The organism is Leisingera sp. ABM4_060 (assembly GCF_056158765.1).
The window spans coordinates 2,521,457-2,544,339 of the sequence record NZ_JBSWTX010000001.1 but is presented as its reverse complement, the minus strand read 5'-3'; the positions used below and the strand labels follow the sequence as shown (position 1 = coordinate 2,544,339).

The window sequence follows — 22,883 nt, the reverse complement described above, 5'->3', positions numbered from 1 at the left end:
TGGATGATCCGCACATCCGTCCCCGCCTCCAGCAGATGCGCCGCGAAGCTATGGCGGAGCGTGTGCAGGGGTGCGGGCTTGTTGATCCCTGCCATGTGTTTTGCGGACGTGAACGCCCGGTTCAGCTGCCGCGGTGACAGCGGGTTGATCTTCGGCTTGCCCGGGAACAGCCAGCCCTCCGGCCGCGCCTCGCGCCAATAGCCGCGCAAAAGCTCCAGCAGCCCCGGCGGCAGCATCGCCTTGCGGTCCCGGCTGCCCTTGCCGTCCCCGACGCGGATCAGCATCCGGTCACTGCCGGTATCCGTGACCTTGAGATTGCAGACCTCGGAGGCCCGCAGACCTGCTCCGCAGCTGATACCCAGGGCCGCACGGCACTTCAGCCCGGGTCCGGGCACCGCGGCCATCAGGCCGCCCCCCTCTTCGGCGCTGAGGACGATCGGCAACTTCCGGGGGTTGCTTCGGAACGGCATGTACCGCTTCATCTCCCCGCGGCCGCATGCGATGCCGAAGAAGAACCGCAGCGATGAGATCCGCACGTTGAACGCCGAGGCCGGGACGCCGGTATCGGTCATGTGCAACTGGCAGGCCCGAAGCTCTTCCGGCGCCGCTGTATCGGGCGCATGCCCGAGGTATCCCGCGAAATCCTTGACCGCCCGAATACGGGCTTTCCGGGCGCTCTCGCCCAGGCCACGGATGCGCATGCCCTCGATCATCCGCGCGCAGCGGCGCGGTTCCATGATCCTTCATGGGACCCTCCTGTCTGTGGATTGAGAAGGTCCCAATCATCAGACAGATCCGGTCATTCCCAAATGCACAGGGGGGGTCAGATCAGCGAGGTGCGCCCGCCACAGCCGCCCCTGCCGCCCCTGCCGCGCGAGCGGCTTCGTCCTCCTGCTGTCTTCGGACATCGCCCTGCGGAAGTCCGCATGGGGAAGGATCGCGCCTTCGAAGGCGGTCTCTGCGATGCCCTCCGCCGAATAGGTGCGGTTTTCGGTCAGGCAGGCAAAGGTCTGCAGGCAGACTTCACCCGGTCCGACACGGTAAAGCACCACTTCCCGGCCGTTTGCGGCGATCAGCGTGACCTTGATGCTGCCGGAGGTGAGGCGGACAAAGCCGGGACATTCCTGGCCAGGGCTGAACAGCACCGTGCCGGCGGGGCAGGAAAGGCGGCTCATGCCTGTTTCCGGCGGCGGAAGGCGGTGCGGAACTCGGACAGGCGGAAGGCGCCTATGGTTTGGCCTGCAGCGAAGTAGACCGCACAGCCCAGGACCACCAAGCCAAGCAGGGAGAGATAGCGCCAATAGTCCAGCATGAACAGCTGGCTGCCCCAGGTGGCCGCAGCATAAAGCACTGCACCCATGGCTGCTGAGGCGGCGAGGATGCGCCAGACGCGGCTGCGGAAACGGGCGTCGAAGCGGGCTTCTTCGCCCATGCCGCGGGCGCCAAGGGCCAGCAGCAGCACCATCGCCCAGCCAGCGGCCGAGGCGGCGATTGCCGGGGCGATCCATCCCAGTACCGGTTTCAGTCCGAAAGCCAGCGCGGCGTTGACCAGCATGGCCACCAGCGCGTAGCGGAACGGGGTCTTGGTGTCTTCTCGGGCGAAATAGAGCGGCTGCAGCACCTTTTGCAGCATGAAGGCGGGCAGGCCTGCGCCGTAGACGGCGACGGCCAGCGCGATGGCGGCCACATCCTCAGGGCCGGTTGCCCCGCGTTCATAAAGCACCGAGACCAGCGGCACCGGCACAGTCATGAAGGCCACGGCGGAAGGGACCGCCAGCAACAGGGAAAACTCGCCGGCCCTGGACAGCGCGTCCTGTGAGCCCGCGCTGTCACCCGCACGCAGGCGGCGCGACAGGGCGGGCAGCAGCACGATGCCGACGGCAATGCCAACAACGCCCAAGGGCAGCTGGTAGAGGCGGTCGGCGATGAACAGCCAACTGGCGGCCTTTTCGATGTCCGAGGCGACATACTGGCCGACCACCAGATTGATCTGGGTAACGCCCATAGCCAGGGCGGCAGGCACGGCGACCCGCACCAGGCTGGACATTTCGCTGTTCCAGCGCGGCAGGCCGGGGTGCAGGGCGATGCCTGCGCGGGCCGCGGCAATCCAGACCAGCGCCAGCTGGGCGACGCCCGCGACAGGAATTGTCCATACCAGCCAGGTGACGACCTCTCCGCCCAGGAGCGCGCCGGCCGCCATCGCCGCGCAGGCGAAGATGTTGAGCAAAACCGGTGCGGCGGCGGCGGCGGCAAAGCGTCCGGTGGCGTTCAGCACACCGGAGAACAGCGCCGCCAGCGACATGAACAGGATATAGGGGAAGACAATATAGCCGTAGCCCACCGCCATATCAAAGCGCCCGTCGCCGACAAAACCGCCGGCGGTCAGCCAGACCAGCCCCGGCATGAAGACCATGCCAAGCCCCACCAGCGCCAGCACCGCGGCGGCCAGCAGGTTGAAGGCCTGCTGGGCATAGGTCCGGGCATCCGCCCCCGCTTCATAGCGTTTGGCAAAGGCCGGCACGAAGGCCGCATTGAAGGCGCCTTCGGCAAAGAAGCGGCGGAACATGTTGGGCAGGCGGAAGGCCACGATGAAGGCATCCAGCACCGGCCCGGGACCGATGAAGGCGGCAATCAGGATTTCGCGGGCAAAGCCCAAGATCCGGCTGGCCAGCGTCCAAAACCCGACGGTCAGGAAGCCCGAAAGCAGTTTGATCGGCTTCATGTATCTGCCCGTTTGGCGCCTTCGGCTATGGCCTCGCGCAGTTTCTTCTCCAGCGTCCGCTGCTTGGACACGGCATGGTATTTCAGGCCGAACATGTCCTTCACATAGAAGGTATCCACCACCTGTTCGCCATAGGTCGCGATCACCGCATTGGCGATATAGACATTGGCCGCCGCCAGCGACCGCGCCAAGTCATAAAGCAGTCCGGGCCGGTCGCGGGTGTCGACCTCGATGATGGTGTAGATTTCGGAGCCGTCGTTGTCGAAGGTGATATGGGTCGGCACCTTGAAGGCGCGTTCGCGTTTCTTGATCTTGTCGCGGGTCTTCAGCGCGTCGCGGGTGATTACCTCGCCCTTCAGTGTCTTCTCGATCATCTGCTTGAGCCGGTGCAGGCGCAGCGGGTCAAACGGGTGGCCGTCGGCATCCTGGATCCAGAAGGCGTCGGTCACATAGCCGTCCTTGGTGGTATAGGAGCGGGCATCGACCACATTGGCGCCAACCAGTGCCAGGGCGCCTGCGATGCGTGCAAAGATGCCGGGGTGGTCTTCCATCACAAAGGTCGCGCGGGTGGCGTCGCGGTCCTCGTCCGGGTAGAGCCGGATCATCACCTCGCCCGGGTCGCCCCGGGTGGTAAAATCCCGCAGCATTTCGGCAAAATCCACATGCGCGGTGATGTGCAGCCCGTGCCAGTAAGGCGGGTAGTGGCGGGCGGTCTCGGTCTTGAGTTCGGCCTTGGACCAGTCCGGCAGCGCCTCGCGCAGGGCCTTTTTGGCCGCAGTGCCGCGCTGTTCGCGGTTCAGCGCTTCCATACCGCCCTCAAGCGCGGCGCGGGTGTGCTTGTAAAGCGCCCGCAGCAGGGCGGCCTTCCAGTTGTTCCAGGTGTCTGGGCCGACGCCGCGGATGTCGCAAACGGTCAGCAGCAGCAGCAGGTCCAGCCGCTTCACGGTCTGCACCGCCTTGGCGAAATCCCGCACCGTGCGCGGGTCGGCGATGTCGCGTTTCTGCGCCATGTCCGACATCAGCAGGTGATAGCGCACCAGCCATTCCACGGTCTCGCATTCGGACTGCTTCAGCCCCAGCCGTGGCGCCACCTTGCGGGCGATCTGGGCGCCCAGGATCGAGTGGTCCTGCTCGCGGCCCTTGCCGATGTCATGCAGCAGCATTGCAACCATCAGCACCTTGCGGTTGAGCCCCTTGCGCAGGATCGAGGAAGATAGCGGCAGTTCATCCTCCAGTTCGCCGCGTTCGATGGCGGCAAAATTGGCGATCACTTGGATGGTGTGCTCATCCACTGTGTAGGAGTGATACATGTTGAACTGCATCATCGCCACGATGGGTTCGAATTCCGGCAGGAAGGCCGACAGTACCCCCAGTTCGTTCATCCGCCGCAGGGCGCGTTCGGAATTGCCGTGCTTCAGCAGCAGGTCCAGAAAGATCTGCTTTGCTTCCGGGTCCTTGCGCATGCCGTCGTCGATCAGATGCAGGTTGGCGGTCACCAGCCGCATTGCATCCGGATGGATCAGCATGCCGGTGCGCAGGGCTTCCTCGAAGATCCGCAGCAGGTTCACCCGGTCGGCGAGAAACGTCTCCGGGTCCAGCACGTCCAGCCGGTTGTGCACCACCTTGTAGTCCGGCTTGATCCGCGGGCCGCGGCGAAAGATGCGCTGCAACAGCGGCGCGCCCTTCTGCTGGCTTGCTTCCAGCTTGGTCAGGAAGATCCGAGTCAGGTCGCCGACGCAGGTGGCATGACGGAAAAACTCCTGCATGAAGACTTCCACGCCGCGGCGCCCGGCCTTGTCCTGATATCCCATGCGGCTGGCGACCTCGACCTGCAGGTCGAAGGTCAGCTGTTCGGTGGCGCGCCCCGTTGCCAGGTGAAGATGCGAGCGCACCGCCCAGAGGAACGTCTCGGCCTTGGAAAACAGCTCCAGCTCCTCTGGCCGGAACAGGCCGAGCGGCACCAGCTCAGCGGCGTCCTGCACGTGATAGAGGTATTTGGCGATCCAGTAGAGCGATTGCAGGTCGCGCAACCCGCCCTTGCCTTCCTTCACATTGGGCTCAACCATATAGCGCTGGCCCTGCTTGATGTGGCGCGCATCGCGTTCCCCCAGCTTGGCCTCGATGAACTCGCGGGTGTCCTGTGAAAACAGCTCGGTCTTCAGCCGGTTGTCCAGTTCTTCTGCCAGCGGCCTGTGCCCGGCCAGAAAGCGGTGTTCCAGCATCGCGGTGCGGATAGTGTAATCCTCGCCGCCCAGCCGGATGCAGTCCTTGATGGTGCGGCTGGCGTGGCCAACCTTCAGGCGCAGGTCCCACAGGATATAGAGCATGGATTCAATCACGCTCTCCGCCCAGGCGGTGATCTTGTAGGGAGTGATGAACAAGAGATCGACATCCGAGGCCGGCGCCATCTCGCCGCGCCCGTAGCCGCCCACCGCCATCACCGCGATGCGCTCGCCCTGGGTGGGGGTGGCCAGCGGGTGCAGGATGCCGCTGGAGACGTACAACGCGGTGGTGACCAGCCCGTCGGTCAGAAAGGTGTAGGAACGGGTCAGTTCCCGCGCCGCAAAGGGTTTGGCAGCAAAGGCTTCGGAAATCGCCGCCCGTCCAGCCTTGCTGGCGGCGCGCAGGATCTTCACCGTCTCCCCGCGCAGCGCGGTGGGGGCGGTGTCTTCGGCCAATGCCTCGATCTGGGCGCGTACTGCCTTGGCATCAAAGATGGTGCCGGGGTCGCAAATCAGCGGCCCCAGCGGTTCGGGATAACCATTGGCGGAAGGGCGCGCAGGGCCGGCGGCCGGCTCAGAGCCCGGGGCCTGCAAAGCTGACTGGGGCTGGGTCAATGATCACGACCTTCTGTTCCTGGACGGTGGCAACAGCCAGACCGCGCTCATTGGTGCCATCGGGACGCAGGCGGAAGATGCCGCCGGCCCCCTGGAAGCCTGCACCCTGGGTCAGCGCGCCTGCGGTCAGGGCGTCGGACTGGCCTGCGGCGACCAGCGCGCCGATGGCGGCGATGCCGTCATAGGCCAGGCTGCCGATCGAATGCGGCGAGGCGCCGTAGTTCGCCTGGTAGCGGGCACTGAACTGCTGCACTTTGCCCTGATCGGGCATCGCAAACCAGCTGCCCTGCACGCCGGGAAGGGCCAGGGTCTGCGCCGGAATGTCCCAGCGGGTCAGGCCGATATACTGTTTCTCTGCCGGATCGACACCGGCTTCGGGCATCAGCTGCGCCAGCAGCGGCAGGGCTCCGGCCGTGGTGGCGGTCAGGAAGACCGCATCGGCGCTGGAAGATTCGGCGCGGATGGTGGGGATCGCGTTGATAACACCCTGCTGCGACAGCTCATAGCCGACGCTGCCGGAGACATTTGCGCCGGTCTGTGACGCGGCGCGCTGGATGGCACCGCGCCCGGCCACGCCAGCCGCGTCATTGCCGCTGACGACCAGGATGTTGCGCTTGCCGTTGCGGGCGGCAAAGCTGGTCAGCCGCCGCGCCGTGTTGTCAAAGGTTGGCCCCAGGATGAAGACATTGCCGCCGGCAATTGCCGGGTTGTTGGAGAAGGCCAGAACGTTCACGCCGCGTTGCCGGGCGGCAATGCCCGCGGCATTGGCGGCTTCGGCATAGACCGGGCCCAGGATCACCCGGGCGCCGTCCTTCAGCGCCTGCTGCGCCGCGCCGGTGGCCACTTCCGGGCTGCCGGCGGTGTCATAGACGCGCAGGTCGATCTGTACACCGTCCAGATCGGCAATCGCCATCCGCGCTGCGTTTTCCAGGCTCTGTGCCAGCACACTGTCGCCCTGCTGCGCCGAGCCGCGCGGCACCAGCAGCGCCACCGGAACCGGTTTCGAGGTGTTGATCGTCGGGCCGGTGCCGATGGCCACCGGATCACAGGCGGCCAAAGCAATTGAGGAAACTGCCGCGGCGGCTGCCAATGCCGCCTTGCGGGCGCGTTTGAAAACAGCAAACATAATGGACTTGAAACTCCGTTCTCCCGGCGCCGCTGCGCCGCGTGGGTTTAAGGGCAGATCATAAACGACCAAAAAGGCGGGTCCAGCGTTGAATCACCAGAATGTCATATTGTCTCCCGGGCTTTACTTCGTTGCCACGCCGATCGGCACCGCCCGCGACATTACCCTGCGTGCGCTGGATGTGCTGGCCTCGGCCGATGTGCTTGCGGCCGAGGATACACGTTCGCTGCGCAAGCTGATGGAGATTCACGGGGTGCCGCTGGGCGGGCGGCGGATCATTGCTTACCACGACCACAGCGGCGCCGGTGCACGCGCCAAACTGCTGGAGGCGATCACTGCGGGCAAATCCGTTGCTTATGCCTCCGAGGCCGGGATGCCGCTGATTGCCGATCCGGGGTATGACCTCAGCCGCGCTGCGGCAGAGGCCGGTTACAAGGTCACCTGCGCGCCCGGTGCCTCTGCCGCGGCCACGGCGCTGACGCTGGCGGGCTTGCCATCGGATGCGTTCTTCTTTGCGGGTTTCCTGCCCAATGCCTCCGGTGCCCGCCGGAAACGGCTGGAGGAGCTGCGGGAAATTCCTGGTACCCTGATCTTCTATGAATCTCCCAAGCGGGTCGCGGCCTCGGTTGCGGATATGGCGGCGGTGCTGGGCAACCGCCCGGCGGCGATGGCCCGGGAGCTGACCAAGAAATTCGAAGAAGTGCGCCGGGCGCCGCTAGCAGACCTGGCCGCCGGATTGGAAGAAACCCCGGTGAAAGGCGAGATCGTTGTGCTGGTCGACCGCGCCCAGGAAACGGAAGTCAGCGAGGGTGACCTGGAAAGCGACCTGCAAGCGGCCTTGCAGGGGAACTCGGTCAAGGACGCGGCCGGCATCGTCGCCGAGATGCACGGGCTGCCGCGGCGCAAGGTCTACCAGCTGGCGCTGCAGCTGGCCAAAGGCAGCTAAGCCGTGGCCGGCCCCCGCCAGCACCGCGGTGCCCGCGCCCATCTGGCGGGCGAGGCAGCGGAAGAGATTGTCGCCCGCCACTATGAAAACCGCGGCTATACCGTGGCCGAGCGCCGCTGGCGGGGGCCGGGCGGTGAAATCGACCTGATCCTGCGCGGGCCGGAAGAACTGGTGTTCGTTGAGGTCAAGCACAGCTCCACCAGCAGCGCTGCCGCCTTGCGGATCACACCGCGGCAGGTGGAGCGCATCTATGCCAGCGCCGGGCAATATCTGGAAAACGAGCCGCAGGGCCAGCTGACGCCGGTGCGTTTTGACGCGGCCCTGGTGGATGGCACCGGCACGGTAGAGATCATCGAAAACGCCTTTGGCATGAACTGATCTGCGTCTGACCCATTGAACCCGGGGCGGCGCTGGGCCATGTATTCGGGCAGTTTACAAGGGATACTGCCATGAAAATCGCCTTTCAGATGGACCCTATCATGGGCGTGGACATCAACGCGGACAGCAGCTTCCGCCTGGCCGAGGAAGCCCAGGCGCGGGGGCATGAGCTGTTCTTCTACACCCCGGACCATCTGGCATATCAGGAAGGCCGCGTCACCGCCCGCGGCCAGGACATGACAGTGCAGCGGGTGGCCGGCACGCTGGCTGTGCTGGGCGAAGAGCGCGAGGCGGATCTGGCGGATTTCGACGTGGTCTGGCTGCGCCAAGATCCGCCGTTCGACATGCATTACATCACCTCGACGCACCTGCTGGACATGCTGAAGGGCCAGGCGCTGGTGGTGAATGACCCGTTCTGGGTCCGCAACTATCCGGAAAAGCTGCTGGTGCTGAATTTTCCGGAGCTGACGCCGCCGACCACCATCGCCCGCGACCTGCAGACCATCAAGGCGTTCAAGGAAAAGCATGGCGATGTGATCCTGAAACCGCTCTATGGCAACGGCGGCGCCGGCGTGTTCCGGCTGGATGCAAACGACCGCAATCTCACCTCGCTGCATGAGCTGTTCACCGGTTTCAGCCGCGAGCCGCTGATCGTGCAGAAGTTCCTGCCCGACGTCAGCAACGGTGACAAGCGGGTGATCCTGGTGGACGGTGAGCCGGTTGGCGCCATCAACCGGGTGCCTGCGGCAGGCGAGACCCGCTCCAACATGCATGTGGGCGGGCGCCCCGAGAAGATCGGGCTGAGCGAGCGCGATCTTGAGATTTGCGCCGCCATTGGCCCGCTGCTGCGCGAAAAGGGCCAGATTTTTGTCGGCATCGACGTAATCGGCGATTACCTGACCGAGATCAACGTGACTTCGCCTACAGGCATTCAGGAGCTGGAGCGATTTGACGGCGTCAACATCGCCGAGAAGGTCTGGCAGGCGATCGAAGCCAAGATCCGCTGATGAGCTGGCAGCGCCGGGCCATAAACGCGTGGATGCGCTATGGCATGAAGCCGGTGCTGCAGCATACCAGCAGCCCCGATCTGGCCCGGCAGGTGTTCGAGCTGATGGCGCCGCGGCTCTACCCGGCTCTGCCATTCACCCGGCTGCTGCCGCGGCCAGCTCCTGTGCCGCTGACGCTGATTTCCGCAGGCAGGCCGCGCCAAAGGCAGATCATCCTGTTTCTGCACGGCGGCGCCTATCTGGCGGGCAGCGCCCGCGCGTACCAGGGGATGCTGTCGCGCCTGTCGCTGGCCGCAGGGCTGGAGATCGCGGTCCCCGATTACCGGCTGATGCAGGACGCGCCATTTCCGGCGCCCTATGAAGACGCCATGGCTGCGTGGAAGTATCTGCGGGGCACCGGCTACCGGTCGCATGATATCCTGCTGGCCGGCGACAGTGCCGGTGGCGGCCTGGCGCTGGCCTTGCTGGCAGGCCTTTTAGCGGAGCAAGAGCGTCCTGCGGGCCTCCTGGCCTTTTCTCCCTGGTGCGATCTGACATTGAGCGGGACCAGTATCCAATCAAACCGCAACCGCGATGTGATCATCCCGGCCGGCCGGATGCAGGAGGCAGTGGACCAGTATCTGGATGGTGCGGCCCCGTCGGACGGGCGCGCATCGCCGCTGTTCGCGGCCTTTCCTGATCCGCCGCCGGTGCTGATCCAGGTTGGAAGCACCGAAGTTCTGCTGTCAGATTCGCAACGCATGGCGGAGAAACTGGAGCAGGCGGGCGGAGATGTGCGTCTCAGCCTCTGGCGCAATGTGCCGCATGTCTGGCAGTTCATGGCCGGGCATCTGCCGGAGGGGCAGGCGGCGCTGGAAGAGGCGGCAGCCTTTGTAACCGGGGTGTTTACCGGGAAGCCCGCGGATTAAGGGCGGCGGGCGCCGTGCCTCAGGCGGGCAGGCGGAAATGCAGCGCTTCGGCAAAATGCTGGCGCTGGACATGTTCCTCGCATGCAAGGTCGGCAATGGTTCGGGCCACCCGCAGCACCCGATGGTAGCCGCGGGCGCTGAGGCCAAAGCGTTCGGCTGCGCGGATCAGCAGCTCGCGGCTTTCGGCATCCGGCGCGGCGATCCGTTCCAGCAGCGCGCCCTCGGCATCTGCGTTCTGGCGCAGGCCGGGATGATCCTGAAACCGTGCGGTCTGCATCTCCCGCGCTATGGCGACCCGCCGGGCCACCTCGGCGGAGCCTTCTGCGCTGGGCGGCAGATCCAGGTCCGTCACATCCACTGGCGGTACATCCAGGTGCAGGTCGAACCGGTCCAGCAGCGGGCCGGAAATGCGCCCCAGGTAATCTGCGCCGCAAACAGGCGCACGGGAGCAGGCGCGGTTGGCATCCGCCAGATAGCCGCATTTACAGGGGTTGGCGGCTGCCACCAGCATAAACCGGCTGGGGTATTTCACATGCGCATTGGCGCGGGCTACCATCACCTCGCCGGTCTCCAGCGGCTGGCGCAAGGTCTCCAGCACCGAGCGGCCAAACTCCGGCAGTTCGTCGAGGAACAGCACGCCATTGTGGGCAAGGCTGATCTCGCCAGGTTGCGCGCGCCGTCCGCCGCCGGCAATTGCCGCCATCGAAGCGGTGTGGTGCGGCTCGCGGAACGGGCGGGCCCGGCTGATGCCGCCCTCGTCGATCAGGCCGCACAAGGAATGGATCATCGAGGTCTCCAGCGCCTCGCCCGGTGACAGCGGCGGAAGGATCGAGGGCAGCCGTGCCGCCAGCATCGACTTGCCCGAACCCGGCGGGCCGACCATTAGCATGTGGTGGCGCCCGGCTGCCGCAATCTCCAGTGCCCGTTTGGCCTGCTCCTGGCCTTTCACATCGCGAAGGTCCCTGCCGCCAAGGCCAGTGACGGCCTCGCCGGGTGCGGCGGGTTCAATGCGGCGCTGACCGGTGTAATGCTGCACCACTTCGGTCAGCGTGGCGGCGCCGATCACTTGCGCGGCGTCAACCCAAGCGGCCTCCGGGCCAGAGGGTTTGGGGCAGAGCAGCATCCGCTCTTCTTCTGCAGCCGTCACCGCTGCGGGCAGGGCGCCCGCCACCGGCATCAGCTGGCCGTCCAGGGACAGCTCTCCCAAAGCAATGGTTTCCTCGGCCTTTTCCGCCGGGACGATGCCGATGGCCGCCAGCAGTGCCAGCGCAATAGGCAGGTCGAAGTGGCTGCCCTCCTTGGGCAGGTCGGCGGGCGACAGGTTCACGGTGATGCGGCGTGAGGGCAGGGCGATTGACATCGCCGCAAAGGCCGCCCGCACCCGCTCGCGTGCTTCCTGCACCGCCTTGTCCGGAAGTCCGACCACGGAAAAGGCGGGCAGGCCGGGGGCGACGGCGCATTGCACTTCGACCAGGCGGGCTTCGACCCCTTGAAAAGCAACTGTGTAAGAGCGTGCGGTCATTTCTCCCGGCCTCCTGCGGTTCAGGGAGAAATGCTTGTTAATCGTGGTTTCCGAGTCGTTAACGCAGGTGGCGGCCAGCAACGAATTCACGCAGATTTCGCGCTGGCCGCTGACTTAGCCCAAGGACCAGGGACGCCGTGGCAAATTCAGAGCATAGGGTTCCGGGTCATAGCTGACCTCATGCGCTTGGGCCTGCCAGCGCAGGACCGCTGGGTCAGACAGCAGAAGCGTGCAATAGGCCCGGGTTTCGGCAGAGACGGGCAGCCCGTACCCCATGATCCGGGCAGCCACCGGCGTGTAAAAAACATCTGCGAGCGAATAGGCGCCGAACAGGCAGCCTTCTGCCTGACCGGAAACAGTGCGGGCATGGGCAAACAGCGCCTCGATCCGTGCCAAATCCGCTTTCACAGCGTCAGAGACTTCAAACCCTTCGTACATATGCGCCAGCTGCATCGGGCATTCGCCGCGCAGCGCAGAGAAGCCGCCGACCATCTCAGCCGCCAGCCAGCGGGCGGTGGCACGCTGCGCTGTATCCGCAGGCCAAAGCCCGGCATCCGGGTGCCGTTCGGCCAGCGTCTCGGCGATGGCGAGGCTTTCGCCGATCACCGCGCCCTCAGGCGTGCGCAGCGCAGGCACCAGCCGCGCCGGGGCCAAATGTGCCATATCCGCCGCCATGGTTCCGGAATAGAGCCCCACCATATGCACAGTATGGGGCAGGGAGAATTTTTCGAGCATGAGCCAGCCGCGCAAAGACCAGCTGGAGAACATGCGGTCGCCAATATAAATTTCATAAGCCATGGCAGGAGGCTAGCGCAGCAATTTGCATTTCGAAATGGAATGTTTGTGATGGTATCCGTCACGGCAGGTGATTGATTGTACCCGTTTTCCAGCCGTCCGGCCCCAGCGAGACTTCACTGACGGACAGGTTGTCGATCTTGTAGCCAAAGGCCTCTTCTGCGGTCAGCATCTGCGCCCGCTGGATTTGGGTCAGGATCTGGCCGAAATGCCCGACCACGATCAGATCGCGGCCTTTGTGGGCGGCGAGCAGCCCGTCAATGGCGGCGTCGACGCGGGCACAGACCTGATTCCAGCTCTCGCCGCCTGGCGGGGTCACATCGCCTGGAGACTCCCAGTAAGCGCGGATGCGGTCCGGGTCCTCGACGTCAACCTCGGCCCAGGTCCTGAGCTCCCAGGCGCCGAAGTGGATCTCGCGCAGCGCTTGCACATGCGGCAGGCGGGTCCGGCTGCCCTGCAATGCGGTGGCGGTTTCCACGGCGCGGGACAGATCAGACGACACAACCAGTGCCTCTGCAGGGAGGTAATCCGACAGCCGTGCCAGCGCGGCGGTATCGGAAAGATCTGCGGGCAGATCGGACCAGCCGACCATGGACTTGGCGTGGGTCGGCCCGTGCCGGATCAGGAACAGCCGGGTGATCACAGTTTCCCCTTCAGCACCAGCGGCAAGCCCGCCGTCACCTGAACCACCGTGTCCGCCCGCGCGGCCAGTGCGATGTTGAGCCGCCCTTGCGCCTCGCGGAAACGGCGGGCGAGCCTGTTCTCCGGCACGATGCCCTGGCCGGTCTCGTTGGAAACAATCACCAGATCCGCCGCACAGCTGTCCATAGCCGCCAGCAGCTCTGCCTGCGCGGCCTCCAGATCATGCTCGGCCAGCAGGTGGTTGGTCAGCCACATGGTGGCGCAGTCCATCAGGCAGATTTGATCCTGCGTCAGCGCCCCCAGAACCGGGGTTGCGGTTTCCGGCTCCTCAACAGTGACCCATCCAGCGCCCCTTTGTTGCAAATGACGGGACACTTTTTCGCGCATTTCGCTCTCGAAAATTTGCGCTGTAGCCCAGTAAACCCTGTCTTTTCCAGTGTTTATGCAGACCTGCTCGGCAAAGGCGGATTTGCCCGATGCGGCCCCCCCGAGAATAAAAGTTACATTTGCAGGCATTTTTTGCTAACCTGTAGGTACCGAAGCCGTTCCTGTGGGTAACCGCAGGGCCCGGTGAAGACAAGAGACCGCAGTGTCCCGGGGTTCCACTTATTAAGGCCGGGAAAGTCTGCGCAGGGGCCAAAATACAATTTTGCTTTTCCGTTTTTGGCCCGTGGATGTGCCAAGAGTTGTATCCAGTGCGCTGATGTAAGCTGCCGGTCTGCACAAGAACCGGGCCCATCTTTGTTCCATACGCGTCCCCAGGCGGCAGTTTGTTAATTAGTTTCCGGGGGGAAAACACATGGCACTTGATCACACACTCGAAAACCCATTGCCGAGACAGGCGATGAAGGCGGAGCTGCTGGATGCGGAAACCGAGCTGCGCCTGGCATACGCCTGGCGTGACGACCGCGACGTCAAGTCGCTGCACCGTCTCATCAACGCCTACATGCGCCTGGCGATTTCCATGGCTGCCAAGTTCAAGCGGTACGGGGCGCCGATGAACGATCTGATCCAGGAGGCAGGCCTGGGGCTGATGAAGGCGGCGGACAAGTTTGATCCGGACCGCGGGGTGCGGTTCTCGACCTATGCGGTATGGTGGATCAAAGCGTCGATCCAAGACTACGTGATGCGCAATTGGTCGATGGTGCGCACGGGCTCGACTTCGTCGCAAAAATCGCTGTTCTTCAACATGCGAAGGGTGCAGGCGCAGCTGGAACGCGAGGCGCGGGTCTCGGGGATGCGCCTCGACCGCCATCAGCTGCACCAGAAGATCGCCACCGAAATCGGCGTGCCGCTGCGCGACGTCGAGATGATGGAGGGGCGCCTCTCGGGGGCGGATTTCTCGCTCAACGCGGTGCAGTCCTCTGATGAAGAGGGGCGTGAATGGATCGACGCGCTAGAGGATGATGCCACCCAGGCCGAAGAACTGGTGCAGGAGCGCCACGACCGCCGCCAGCTGCGCAAATGGCTGGTGTCGGCGCTGCAGGCGCTGAACGAGCGTGAGCGTTTCATCATTACAGAGCGCAAGCTGCGCGAACGGCCGCGCACGCTGGAAAGCCTGGGCACGGAACTGGGGCTGTCCAAGGAGCGGGTGCGCCAGCTTGAAGCCGGGGCGTTTCAGAAAATGCGCAAATGCCTTGAAAGCCAATCGCGTGAGGTGCACAGACTGCTTTCATGAGAAAGCGGTTTCAAACACTGAAAACACTGGCAGGCGCCGCCGTTCTGGCGGCGCTTTGCCTGTCCGGCGCCCGGGCCGAAGGACTGCAGGCGGCGATCCAGGCCTTGCGCGGCGCTGATGTGGCAGTTCTTGGCGAGGTGCATGACAATCCGCATCACCATGCGAACCAGGCGGCGCTGCTGCAGGCCCTGCAGCCAAAGGCCGTGGTTTGGGAGATGATCACCGAGGTGCAGGCCGCCGCACTGGATGCCGCCAGGCTGGAAGACGCCGCCTATGTGGAGGGGCAATTGGATTGGGCACAGTCGGGATGGCCGGATTTCAACCTCTACGCACCGGTCTTCGCTGCCGCCAGGGACGCCCGGCAGTACGGCGCCCAGGTACCGCGAGCTGAGGCTTCCAAGGCGCTGGAGCAGGGCGTGGCCGTCTATTTCGGTATCGGTGCCGCTGCCAGGTTCGGTCTGGATCGTCCCTTGCCGGACGCCGAGCAGGCGGCAAGAGAGGCGGACCAACTGGCCAATCATTGCAACGCCATGCCTGCGGAGATGCTGCCGGTTCTGGTGGACTTTCAGCGGCTGCGCGATGCGTCGCTGGCGGCGGCTGTTGATGCGGCGCTGGAGGATACGGGCGGCCCGGTTGCAGTGATCACCGGCAATGGTCATGCCAGAACCGATCGCGGCCTGCCTGTCTATCTCGCCAGGGCCCGCCCGTCGCTGGCGGTTGTCAGCTTGGGGCAAGGCGAGGATGGCAGCATTGCAGGTGCATTTGACCATGTCCTCGACTCGGTATCTGTGGAGCGTGCAGACCCCTGCCGGGCCTTTGGGAACAGCGGCTGACAGGCGCGGGCAATCCTGCATGCGGGCCGCTTTTCACACGCAACCGCGCCGGGCGCCACCCGGCGCCCGGCCCAACGCCGACAGTGGCAGGGGCCCTTGGCCCGTGCCGCGTGGGGGCGGGAGTGCACCGCTGACACCGGAAGGCATGGCTGAGAGGGGTGGGAAAACCGTTTCCCTCTGCCGCTGCAGCGCAGTAAAGTCGCCTGAATCCGGAGGCAAGCTGGGGCAAGGGTACAGAAATGCTGGCTGGCAAACATATTCTTCTGATCATCGGCGGCGGCATTGCGGCTTACAAGTCGCTGGAGCTGATCCGCCGCCTGCAGGACCAGGGGGCCCGCGTGACCCCGGTGCTGACCAAGGCGGGGGCCGAATTTGTCACGCCGCTGTCAGTCTCTGCCTTGGCCGGAACGCCCGTTCATCAGGAGCTGTTCGACCTGACGTCCGAGGCTGAGATGGGCCATATCCAGCTGTCGCGCAGCGCCGATCTGCTGGTCGTGGCACCGGCCACAGCGGACCTGATGGCCAAGATGGCCCAAGGCCACGCCAACGACCTCGCCTCCACTTTGCTGCTGGCCACCGACACGCCAGTGCTGCTGGCGCCTGCGATGAATGTGCGGATGTGGGAGCACCCCGCTACCCAGCGCAACATCAAGCTGCTGGCGGGTGACGGTGCTGCCTTCATCGGTCCTAACGAAGGCAGCATGGCCTGCGGCGAATTCGGTCCCGGCCGGATGGCGGAACCGGATGAAATCCTTGCCGCGGTTGCAGCCAGGCTCGCGGAGGGCCCGCTCAAGGGCAAGCGCATCCTGGTCACCTCCGGCCCGACGCATGAGCCGATCGACCCGGTCCGCTACATCGCCAACCGCTCCTCCGGGGCGCAGGGGGCAGCAGTGGCCCGTGCTCTGCGCGCAGCGGGGGCTGAGGTGGTGTTCATCACGGGCCCGGCAGCGGTGCGCCCGCCTGAGGGGGTGCAGGTGGTGGCAGTAGAAAGCGCACGTGAAATGGAGGCGGCGGTGCAGGCAGCCTTGCCCGCAGATGCCGGCGTCTTTGCCGCTGCGGTGGCGGACTGGCGCGTTGCCAGTGCCACGGACCGCAAGCTGAAGAAATCCAAGGACGGGCTGCCGGTGCTGGAGTTTGCCGAAAACCCGGACATTTTGAAAACCGTCTCCCAGATGAAGGAGGGCCGCCCCGGGCTGGTGGTCGGCTTTGCCGCGGAAACCAATGACGTGGTGGAAAATGCCACTGCCAAGCGCAAGCGCAAGGGCTGTGACTGGATCGTGGCGAATGATGTTTCGCCCGCCACCGGCATCATGGGCGGCAGCGAAAATGCGGTGACCCTGATTTCGGAAAACGGTGCCGAGGAATGGCCGCGCATGGGCAAGGATGAAGTGGCCCGCAGACTCGCGGACCGGATTGCTGCTGTGCTGGCCGGGTGAATTTGAGTATTTTCAGCAAGATGAAAGAGGAGCCGTGATGGTAACCATCCGTGTGATCCATGACGAGGGCGCAGACCGGGATGTGCCGCTGCCTTCTTACGAAACCTCCGGAGCGGCGGGTGCGGATATCCGGGCCAACTTTCCTGATCGCGGAATGCTGACGCTGGCCCCCGGTGCAAGAGCGCTGGTGCCGACGGGGCTGCGTATCGAAATCCCGGCAGGCTATGAGGTGCAGATCCGGCCCCGCTCCGGTCTTGCGCTGAAACATGGCATTACCCTGCCCAACACCCCGGGCACCATCGACAGCGACTATCGCGGCCCGCTCGGAGTGATCCTGCTGAATGCGGGGCTGGAGCCTGTTGCGGTCAACCATGGCGACCGGATCGCACAGATGGTGGTGGCACCCGTGCTGCAGGCGCAGTTCGAGCTCGTGGATGAACTCTCCGGCACGGCCCGCGGTGCGGGCGGTTTTGGCTCTACCGGCACAGCCTGATGCTGCGCATCCTCTTTCTTGCGGCGCTGGTCTGGTGGGGCGGGCGCTACCTCCGCCTGCCGCGCAACCTGCGCATCGCCGTGCTGGCGGTTCTGTTCGCGGCGGTGATCGCGATTCAATTGACCTTGCCTGCGGGGCACCCCTTGCGCGAGGGCACCGGCGGTTCTGTGTCTTCCTGGCTGCTGCTGGGCGGCTTGGCGCTTGCGGCCGGAAGTTATGCGCGTATCGTGGCGGCTCTGAAATCCCGTGCCCAGCCTCAGGACCGCCCTATGAGCCAGCCCGCCAGCACTTTCTCCGAGACCGAGCTTGACCGCTATGCCCGCCATATCGTTTTGCGGGAGCTGGGCGGCCCGGGACAGAAAAAACTGAAACATGCCAAGGTACTGGTGATCGGGGCCGGCGGGCTTGGCGCGCCTGCGCTGCAATACCTTGCCGCGGCCGGAGCCGGCACGATCGGTATCATCGATGGCGATGTGGTCGACAACGCGAACCTGCAGCGGCAGGTGATCCACCGTGATGAAGACATCGGCAAGCCCAAGGTCTTCTCGGCCCAGGCAGCGATGCAGGCTCAGAATCCCTATACCGAGGTGCGCCCCTACAACCGCCGCCTGTCCGAAGACATGGCGGCAGAGCTGTTTGCCGAATATGATCTGATCCTCGACGGCACCGACAATTTCGAAACCCGCTACCTGGCCAACCGCACGGCGGCAGCGCTGGGCAAGCCGCTGATCTCTGGAGCGCTGTCGCAATGGGAAGGCCAGATCAGCGTGTTTCATCCGGCCAAGGGCGGCCCCTGTTACCAATGTATTTTCCCTGAGGCGCCAGCCCCTGGCCTTGCCCCCAGCTGTTCCGAAGCCGGGGTGATTGGCCCGCTTCCCGGCGTGGTGGGATCCATGATGGCGGTAGAGGCGGTCAAGCAGATCACCGGCGCCGGTTCGGTACTGCGCGGCGAGATGCTGATCTATGACGGGCTCTATGGCGAAACCCGCAAGATCCGCCTGGCGCCGCGCCCGGATTGCCCGGTTTGCGGCACTGCCTGACCTGAATGTTGCCGGAACCGCCGCGCGCCGTCAGGCGCGCGGCCCGGCCCAACGCTGGGACGGGTATCTTTGATGCATGGACCAGAGGCGGGAGTGTTCCGCTGCTACAGCACCCGGTCCAGATCGGCGATCAGATCCTCGGCATCTTCCAGCCCTACCGACAGCCGGAAAATACCGTCGCCGGCATAGGCGCGGTAATCCGCCTCCTGGGCTGGGGCGAGCCGGAAGGACGTCTCCATCAGCCCCGCCGTCTCCATCCAGAACACCAGCGAGCGGTGATGGCCCAGCGACACCGCGTAGTGGATGACCTGAAGCTGGTCGATCATCTTTTGCGCCACCGCCCGCCCGGCTGCCGCATCGCCTACCTGGAAGGCGATCATGCCGGAGGTATTGGACATCTGCGCCTGCGCCAGGCTGTACTGGGGGTGCGAGGAAAGGCCCGGGTACATCACGCGGGTAACCCGGGGATGCGCCTCCAGCCATTCCGCCACCGCCTGTGCACCGGCCTCATGCGCCTTCATCCGCAAGGGCAGGGTGCCCATGCCGCGGGAGATCAGCCAGGCATTGAAGGGCGACAGGATGCCGCCATGATGGATCGCCGCCTCCAGCCGCATCCTGCCGATCAGTTCAGCAGACCCGGCCACCGCACCGCCCACTGCATCGCCATGGCCGCCAATGTATTTGGTGATCGAATGCATCACCAGATCGACCCCCAATGCCTGGGTGTCCATCCCCAGCGGCGAGGCAAAGGTGGCATCGCAGCTGAGCAGCGCGCCGCCTGCGCGGGCGATCGAAGCCACCGCCTTCAGGTCAGTCAGCCGCAGGATCGGGTTCACCGGGCTTTCCGAATGGATCAGCTTTGTATTCGGGCGCATTGCGGCGGAGACTGCCTCAAGATCCGACAGGTTCACGGTGGAAACCTCAATCCCCATCCGCGGCAGCGTGTCCCGCGCCAGTTCGGCCACCCCGGCATATGACACATCCGATACGATCGCGTGGTCACCCGCCGACAGGAAGGTCAGGAAGATCGCCGTCGCGGCTGCCATGCCTGACGCGGTGCACAGGCAATCCTCAGTCCCTTGCAGCGCAGCGATCTTCGCTTCCAGCGCGGCCACATTCGGATTGCTCCAGCGAGCATAAAGATAAGCCGGATCTTCACCAAGGTCATGCGCCGAGAACCCGGCCACATTCTCTGTCACAAAGGTCGAAGACATATGCAGTGGCGGGGCAGATGCCCCGGTGGCGGGATCCGGTGCTTCGCCTGCATGGATCGCGGTGGTTTGAATGCCCTTGTAGATGTTGCCCTTGCCCATCGAATCCTCCTTCGGCTCCGCAAAATCTGGACAGTTCTGTACGGGCTTTGCAAGCCCAATTGCAGCCCCCCGGCTTTCCCGTTAGCGTTCCCGGCAAAGGAGAGCCTCACATGTCCAACCCGCTTCTGTCCCGCTGGGACACGCCGTTTGAAATTGCCCCGTTTGCGTCCCTTTCCGATGACGATTTTGCCCCTGCGCTTGAACAGGCGCTAAAGGACCACTTCGCGCAGATCGATGCCATTGCCGGCAGCACCGAGGCGCCCGGCTTTGCCAATGTGATCGAGGCGCTGGAAACACCCTGCCGTACGCTGGAACAGGTGCTGGGCACCTTCTTTACCGTGGCCGGCGCCGACAGCAATCCAAAGCGCGAGGCCTTGCAGCGGGACTTTTCCCCCAAACTTGCGGCGCATTTCTCCGCCATCACCGCCAATAAGAAGCTTTATGCCCGTGTCAAGGCGGTTTGGGACCAGCGCGAGGATCTTGACCTCTCAGAGGAACAGCAGCGGGTTCTGATGCTGACCCATCGGGGCTTTGTCCGCGGCGGCGCGGCCCTGGAAGGGGAGGCCGACACCCGGATGCAGGAGATCAAGGGGCGGCTTGCAACGCTGGGGACTGAGTTCACCCAGAACCTGCTGGCGGATGAGCGCGACTGGTATATGGAGCTTTCCGAAGATGATCTGGAGGGCCTGCCGGACTTTGTCGTCAGCGCGGCGAGGGCCGCGGGCGAGGAAAAGGGCAAGGATGGGCCGGTGGTCACCCTGTCGCGCTCGCTGATCACCCCGTTTCTGCAATTCTCCCCGCGCCGCGACCTGCGCGAAAGGGCCTTTAATGCCTGGGCCGCCCGCGGCGCCAAGGGCGGGGATACGGACAACCGCGCCATCGCCGCTGAGATCTTGAAGTTGCGGGAGGAGCGCGCGCGTCTTCTCGGCTATGAGAGTTTCGCGGCCTACAAGCTGGAAACCGAGATGGCCAAGACACCGGAAGCGGTGCGCGGTCTCCTGATGGACGTCTGGGGTCCGGCCAAATCGCGCGCTGATGCGGATGCCGGGGTGCTGACCGCAATGATGCAGGCGGATGGCATCAACGGCGATCTGGAACCCTGGGACTGGCGCTACTATGCCGAAAAGCGCCGCAAGGCCGAGCATGATCTGGATGAGGCGGCACTGAAACCTTACCTGCAGCTCGACCGGATGATCGAGGCCTCATTTGCCTGCGCCAACCGCCTGTTCGGCCTGGAATTCGCACCGCTGGATGTGCCGCTCTACCACCCGGATTGCCGCGCCTGGGAGGTGACCCGGAAGGGCCGGCACGTAGCGGTGTTCATCGGCGACTATTTCGCCCGCGGCTCCAAACGTTCAGGCGCCTGGTGCTCGGCGATGCGCCAGCAGGCAAAATTTCCGCATCCTCAGGCGCCAGTTGTGATCAACGTCTGCAACTTCGCCAAGGGCGATCCGGCGCTGTTGTCCTGGGACGATGCCCGCACCCTGTTCCATGAGTTCGGCCATGCGCTGCACCAGATGCTGTCCAATGTGACTTATGAAAGCATTTCGGGCACCTCGGTGGCGCGCGACTTTGTCGAATTGCCCAGTCAGCTCTATGAACATTGGCTGGAGGTGCCGGAGGTGCTGCAAGAGTTCGCAACCCATGCGGAGACCGGCGAACCAATGCCGCAGGAGATGCTGGAGAAGGTGCTGGGCGCCGCCAACTTCGACATGGGGTTCCAGACCGTGGAGTATGTTGCCTCGGCCCTCGTGGATCTTGCCTTCCACGAAGGCACAGCACCAGCCGACCCTATGGCAAAACAGGCCGAAGTGCTCGAAGCCATTGGTATGCCGCGCGCAATCATCATGCGCCATGCCACTCCGCATTTTGCTCATGTCTTTGCAGGCGATGGCTATTCCTCTGGCTATTACAGCTACATGTGGTCCGAGGTGATGGATGCCGATGCCTTTGCCGCCTTTGAAGAGGCCGGCGGTGCCTTTGACGCAGAGCGCGCCAAGGCGCTGGAAGAGCACATCCTTTCCACTGGCGGCTCCGTGGACCCGGCACAGCTTTACACCGCGTTCCGCGGACGGTTGCCTGGGGTTGGGGCGCTGTTGAAAGGCCGCGGGCTGGCAGCAGAATAGCAGCTGTTCCGTAGGGCGCAGTCTTGGAATTGAGTATTTAAGACCAGAAAGAAGCAACAGGTTTTCCGCTTCTTTCTGGCTGAAAATACTCTTGGGGGGAATGCGCCGAAGGCGCAGGGGGGCAAAGCCCCCGCTTAATACCCAAGGCTGCGGTCGACCAGATGCAGCAGCGGCTGGCCTGCCTCAAAGCGGCTGATGTTTTCGGCAATGACTTCGGCGGCTGTGCTTTCCCGGGTCTCTGATGCGATATGCGGCGTGACTGTCACTTTTGGGTGTGCCCAATAGGGGTGTTCAGGCGGCAGCGGTTCGATGCGGAACACGTCCAGGGTCGCGTGGCCCACTTGGCCGTTGTCCAGCGCCGCCAGCAGGGCCGCGTCATCAATCAGCGGTCCGCGGCCCGGGTTGATGATCCTGGCACCTTTTGGCAGCATCGCCAGCGTTTGTGCATTCAGCGTATTTTCCGTGGCCGACGTATCCGGCAGCAGCAGGATCACGATCTCTGCCTGCGCAAGTGCAGCCCGCAACCCGTCTGCCCCGGCCAGGCAAGCAACGCCTTCGATTTCCTTTTGGGTCCGGCTCCAGCCGGACACCCGGAACCCCAGCGCCGCCAGCGCCCTGGCCGAGGCGGTTCCCAGGGCACCCAGGCCCAGAACCGTCACGCGGCGGTCCTTGGCAAGCGGCGGCGCTTTCGGTTCCCAGGCCCCGTTCTGGCCTTGGATATGGGCATCCATGCCGAGGTGATAGCGCAGCGTATGGCCCGCCACCCATTCGGTCATGCCTTGCTCCAGCCCGCTGTCCACCATCCGGGTGAGCGGCACATCAGCGGGGGCCAGGGGTACGATTTTCTCTACCCCGGCCCACATGCTCAGGATCGCCTTCAACCGGGTATATGGTGTGAAATCGCTGACCGGCCCACTGGGGGCGTAGACGATGTAGTCCACCTCTTCCGGCGCAAAATCATTACGCAGGCTGGCGTCCACGCCCAGCTGCGCCAGCTCCGCCTTCAACAGCGGCTCGTAAATCGGCCAGCCATCGGCGCGGCCTGCAAACAGGACATTGACGGTCATGAAAACTCCCTGGG

General features: G+C 64.5%; 20 protein-coding genes and 1 pseudogene. 10 read left to right on the top strand and 11 right to left on the bottom strand.

The annotated features are described in order from the left end of the window. Positions 1-5: 5 nt before the first annotated feature. The 5 genes and pseudogenes from ACXAEH_RS12240 to ACXAEH_RS12220 form a co-directional block, all read right to left on the bottom strand. A pseudogene (locus ACXAEH_RS12240) lies at positions 6-404 on the bottom strand (tyrosine-type recombinase/integrase); the annotation flags it as partial. A gap of 381 nt (positions 405-785) precedes the next feature. After that, positions 786-1,175, bottom strand: a complete 390-nt coding sequence (locus ACXAEH_RS12235) for a Crp/Fnr family transcriptional regulator (protein ID WP_475033114.1) — start codon at positions 1,173-1,175, stop codon at positions 786-788. Continuing rightward, a complete protein-coding gene (gene murJ / locus ACXAEH_RS12230; RefSeq protein ID WP_475033112.1) occupies positions 1,172-2,722 on the bottom strand; it encodes a murein biosynthesis integral membrane protein MurJ in 1,551 nt (516 codons plus the stop codon). Before murJ ends, ACXAEH_RS12235 begins: the two co-directional genes overlap by 4 nt. Beyond that, the gene (locus ACXAEH_RS12225) at positions 2,719-5,559 is read right to left on the bottom strand and encodes a [protein-PII] uridylyltransferase (RefSeq protein ID WP_475033111.1); all 2,841 of its coding nucleotides are present in this window, start codon (positions 5,557-5,559) and stop codon (positions 2,719-2,721) included. Before ACXAEH_RS12225 ends, murJ begins: the two co-directional genes overlap by 4 nt. Next, positions 5,519-6,685 (bottom strand): penicillin-binding protein activator, encoded by a 1,167-nt coding sequence (locus ACXAEH_RS12220; protein ID WP_475033109.1) that lies wholly within the window; start codon positions 6,683-6,685, stop codon positions 5,519-5,521. The genes ACXAEH_RS12225 and ACXAEH_RS12220 overlap by 41 nt, the downstream gene beginning before the upstream one ends. An 88-nt stretch (positions 6,686-6,773) precedes the next feature. Here ACXAEH_RS12220 and rsmI point away from each other — a divergent pair, with 88 nt between their 5' ends. The 4 genes from rsmI (at position 6,774) to ACXAEH_RS12200 (ending at position 9,924) form a co-directional block, all read left to right on the top strand. After that, a complete protein-coding gene (gene rsmI / locus ACXAEH_RS12215) occupies positions 6,774-7,631 on the top strand; it encodes a 16S rRNA (cytidine(1402)-2'-O)-methyltransferase (RefSeq protein ID WP_475033108.1) in 858 nt (285 codons plus the stop codon). 3 nt (positions 7,632-7,634) lie between these two features. After that, a complete protein-coding gene (locus ACXAEH_RS12210) occupies positions 7,635-8,009 on the top strand; it encodes a YraN family protein (RefSeq protein WP_475033107.1) in 375 nt (124 codons plus the stop codon). A 71-nt stretch (positions 8,010-8,080) separates the two neighbouring features. Continuing rightward, positions 8,081-9,016: a glutathione synthase gene (gshB, locus tag ACXAEH_RS12205; protein ID WP_475033105.1), complete on the top strand. Its 936-nt coding sequence runs from the start codon at positions 8,081-8,083 to the stop codon at positions 9,014-9,016. Then, a complete protein-coding gene (locus ACXAEH_RS12200; protein WP_475033104.1) occupies positions 9,016-9,924 on the top strand; it encodes an alpha/beta hydrolase in 909 nt (302 codons plus the stop codon). The genes gshB and ACXAEH_RS12200 overlap by 1 nt, the downstream gene beginning before the upstream one ends. A 19-nt stretch (positions 9,925-9,943) precedes the next feature. Here ACXAEH_RS12200 and ACXAEH_RS12195 read toward each other — a convergent pair whose 3' ends face one another. The 4 genes from ACXAEH_RS12195 to cobU all read right to left on the bottom strand — a co-directional run bounded on the left by ACXAEH_RS12195 (position 9,944) and on the right by cobU (position 13,399). After that, positions 9,944-11,446 carry a YifB family Mg chelatase-like AAA ATPase gene (locus ACXAEH_RS12195; protein ID WP_475033103.1) on the bottom strand — a complete coding sequence of 501 codons (1,503 nt, stop codon included), beginning with the start codon at positions 11,444-11,446 and terminating at the stop codon, positions 9,944-9,946. Positions 11,447-11,560: 114 nt separating this feature from the next. Beyond that, positions 11,561-12,244, bottom strand: coding sequence for a glutathione S-transferase (locus ACXAEH_RS12190; RefSeq protein WP_475033101.1), 684 nt, complete (start codon positions 12,242-12,244; stop codon positions 11,561-11,563). A gap of 58 nt (positions 12,245-12,302) precedes the next feature. After that, positions 12,303-12,884, bottom strand: a complete 582-nt coding sequence (locus tag ACXAEH_RS12185; protein WP_475033100.1) for a histidine phosphatase family protein — start codon at positions 12,882-12,884, stop codon at positions 12,303-12,305. Then, on the bottom strand, positions 12,881-13,399 hold the full coding sequence (gene cobU / locus ACXAEH_RS12180; protein ID WP_475033098.1) for a bifunctional adenosylcobinamide kinase/adenosylcobinamide-phosphate guanylyltransferase: 519 nt from the start codon (positions 13,397-13,399) through the stop codon (positions 12,881-12,883). Before cobU ends, ACXAEH_RS12185 begins: the two co-directional genes overlap by 4 nt. 283 nt (positions 13,400-13,682) lie before the next feature. Between cobU and ACXAEH_RS12175 the strand changes: the two genes are divergently transcribed. From ACXAEH_RS12175 to ACXAEH_RS12155, 5 genes are all read left to right on the top strand, one after another. Further along, positions 13,683-14,561, top strand: a complete 879-nt coding sequence (locus tag ACXAEH_RS12175) for an RNA polymerase factor sigma-32 (RefSeq protein WP_475033096.1) — start codon at positions 13,683-13,685, stop codon at positions 14,559-14,561. Then, entirely contained in the window at positions 14,558-15,394 is an 837-nt protein-coding gene (locus ACXAEH_RS12170; protein ID WP_475033095.1) for a ChaN family lipoprotein, read from the top strand. The genes ACXAEH_RS12175 and ACXAEH_RS12170 overlap by 4 nt, the downstream gene beginning before the upstream one ends. A 239-nt stretch (positions 15,395-15,633) precedes the next feature. Then, on the top strand, positions 15,634-16,830 hold the full coding sequence (gene coaBC, locus ACXAEH_RS12165) for a bifunctional phosphopantothenoylcysteine decarboxylase/phosphopantothenate--cysteine ligase CoaBC (protein ID WP_475033093.1): 1,197 nt from the start codon (positions 15,634-15,636) through the stop codon (positions 16,828-16,830). Between the two features lie 37 nt (positions 16,831-16,867). Continuing rightward, the gene (gene dut, locus ACXAEH_RS12160) at positions 16,868-17,323 is read left to right on the top strand and encodes a dUTP diphosphatase (protein ID WP_475033091.1); all 456 of its coding nucleotides are present in this window, start codon (positions 16,868-16,870) and stop codon (positions 17,321-17,323) included. Then, positions 17,323-18,363 carry a HesA/MoeB/ThiF family protein gene (locus ACXAEH_RS12155; RefSeq protein ID WP_475033090.1) on the top strand — a complete coding sequence of 347 codons (1,041 nt, stop codon included), beginning with the start codon at positions 17,323-17,325 and terminating at the stop codon, positions 18,361-18,363. The genes dut and ACXAEH_RS12155 overlap by 1 nt, the downstream gene beginning before the upstream one ends. Before the next feature lie 104 nt (positions 18,364-18,467). On the opposite strand, the gene ACXAEH_RS12150 is transcribed toward ACXAEH_RS12155, so the two are convergent. Continuing rightward, positions 18,468-19,676 (bottom strand): trans-sulfuration enzyme family protein, encoded by a 1,209-nt coding sequence (locus tag ACXAEH_RS12150; RefSeq protein WP_475033089.1) that lies wholly within the window; start codon positions 19,674-19,676, stop codon positions 18,468-18,470. Between the two features lie 110 nt (positions 19,677-19,786). Between ACXAEH_RS12150 and ACXAEH_RS12145 the strand changes: the two genes are divergently transcribed. Continuing rightward, positions 19,787-21,802, top strand: a complete 2,016-nt coding sequence (locus tag ACXAEH_RS12145; protein ID WP_475033087.1) for a M3 family metallopeptidase — start codon at positions 19,787-19,789, stop codon at positions 21,800-21,802. A 134-nt stretch (positions 21,803-21,936) separates the two neighbouring features. On the opposite strand, the gene ACXAEH_RS12140 is transcribed toward ACXAEH_RS12145, so the two are convergent. Beyond that, entirely contained in the window at positions 21,937-22,869 is a 933-nt protein-coding gene (locus ACXAEH_RS12140) for a 2-hydroxyacid dehydrogenase (RefSeq protein ID WP_475033086.1), read from the bottom strand. Between the last annotated feature and the right edge of the window lie 14 nt (positions 22,870-22,883).

Bases quoted from the DNA above. Each gene is read 5' to 3' on its own strand.
- ACXAEH_RS12155 (WP_475033090.1), top strand. From the start codon at position 17,323: ATGCTGCGCATCCTCTTTCTTGCGGCGCTGGTCTGGTGGGGCGGGCGC.
- dut (WP_475033091.1), top strand. From the start codon at position 16,868: ATGGTAACCATCCGTGTGATCCATGACGAGGGCGCAGACCGGGATGTG.
- murJ (WP_475033112.1), bottom strand. From the start codon at position 2,722: ATGAAGCCGATCAAACTGCTTTCGGGCTTCCTGACCGTCGGGTTTTGG.
- ACXAEH_RS12170 (WP_475033095.1), top strand. From the start codon at position 14,558: ATGAGAAAGCGGTTTCAAACACTGAAAACACTGGCAGGCGCCGCCGTT.
- ACXAEH_RS12220 (WP_475033109.1), bottom strand. From the start codon at position 6,685: ATGTTTGCTGTTTTCAAACGCGCCCGCAAGGCGGCATTGGCAGCCGCC.
- cobU (WP_475033098.1), bottom strand. From the start codon at position 13,399: ATGCCTGCAAATGTAACTTTTATTCTCGGGGGGGCCGCATCGGGCAAA.
- ACXAEH_RS12150 (WP_475033089.1), bottom strand. From the start codon at position 19,676: ATGGGCAAGGGCAACATCTACAAGGGCATTCAAACCACCGCGATCCAT.
- ACXAEH_RS12195 (WP_475033103.1), bottom strand. From the start codon at position 11,446: ATGACCGCACGCTCTTACACAGTTGCTTTTCAAGGGGTCGAAGCCCGC.
- coaBC (WP_475033093.1), top strand. From the start codon at position 15,634: ATGCTGGCTGGCAAACATATTCTTCTGATCATCGGCGGCGGCATTGCG.
- ACXAEH_RS12190 (WP_475033101.1), bottom strand. From the start codon at position 12,244: ATGGCTTATGAAATTTATATTGGCGACCGCATGTTCTCCAGCTGGTCT.
- ACXAEH_RS12140 (WP_475033086.1), bottom strand. From the start codon at position 22,869: ATGACCGTCAATGTCCTGTTTGCAGGCCGCGCCGATGGCTGGCCGATT.
- ACXAEH_RS12175 (WP_475033096.1), top strand. From the start codon at position 13,683: ATGGCACTTGATCACACACTCGAAAACCCATTGCCGAGACAGGCGATG.
- ACXAEH_RS12200 (WP_475033104.1), top strand. From the start codon at position 9,016: ATGAGCTGGCAGCGCCGGGCCATAAACGCGTGGATGCGCTATGGCATG.
- ACXAEH_RS12145 (WP_475033087.1), top strand. From the start codon at position 19,787: ATGTCCAACCCGCTTCTGTCCCGCTGGGACACGCCGTTTGAAATTGCC.
- gshB (WP_475033105.1), top strand. From the start codon at position 8,081: ATGAAAATCGCCTTTCAGATGGACCCTATCATGGGCGTGGACATCAAC.
- ACXAEH_RS12235 (WP_475033114.1), bottom strand. From the start codon at position 1,175: ATGAGCCGCCTTTCCTGCCCCGCCGGCACGGTGCTGTTCAGCCCTGGC.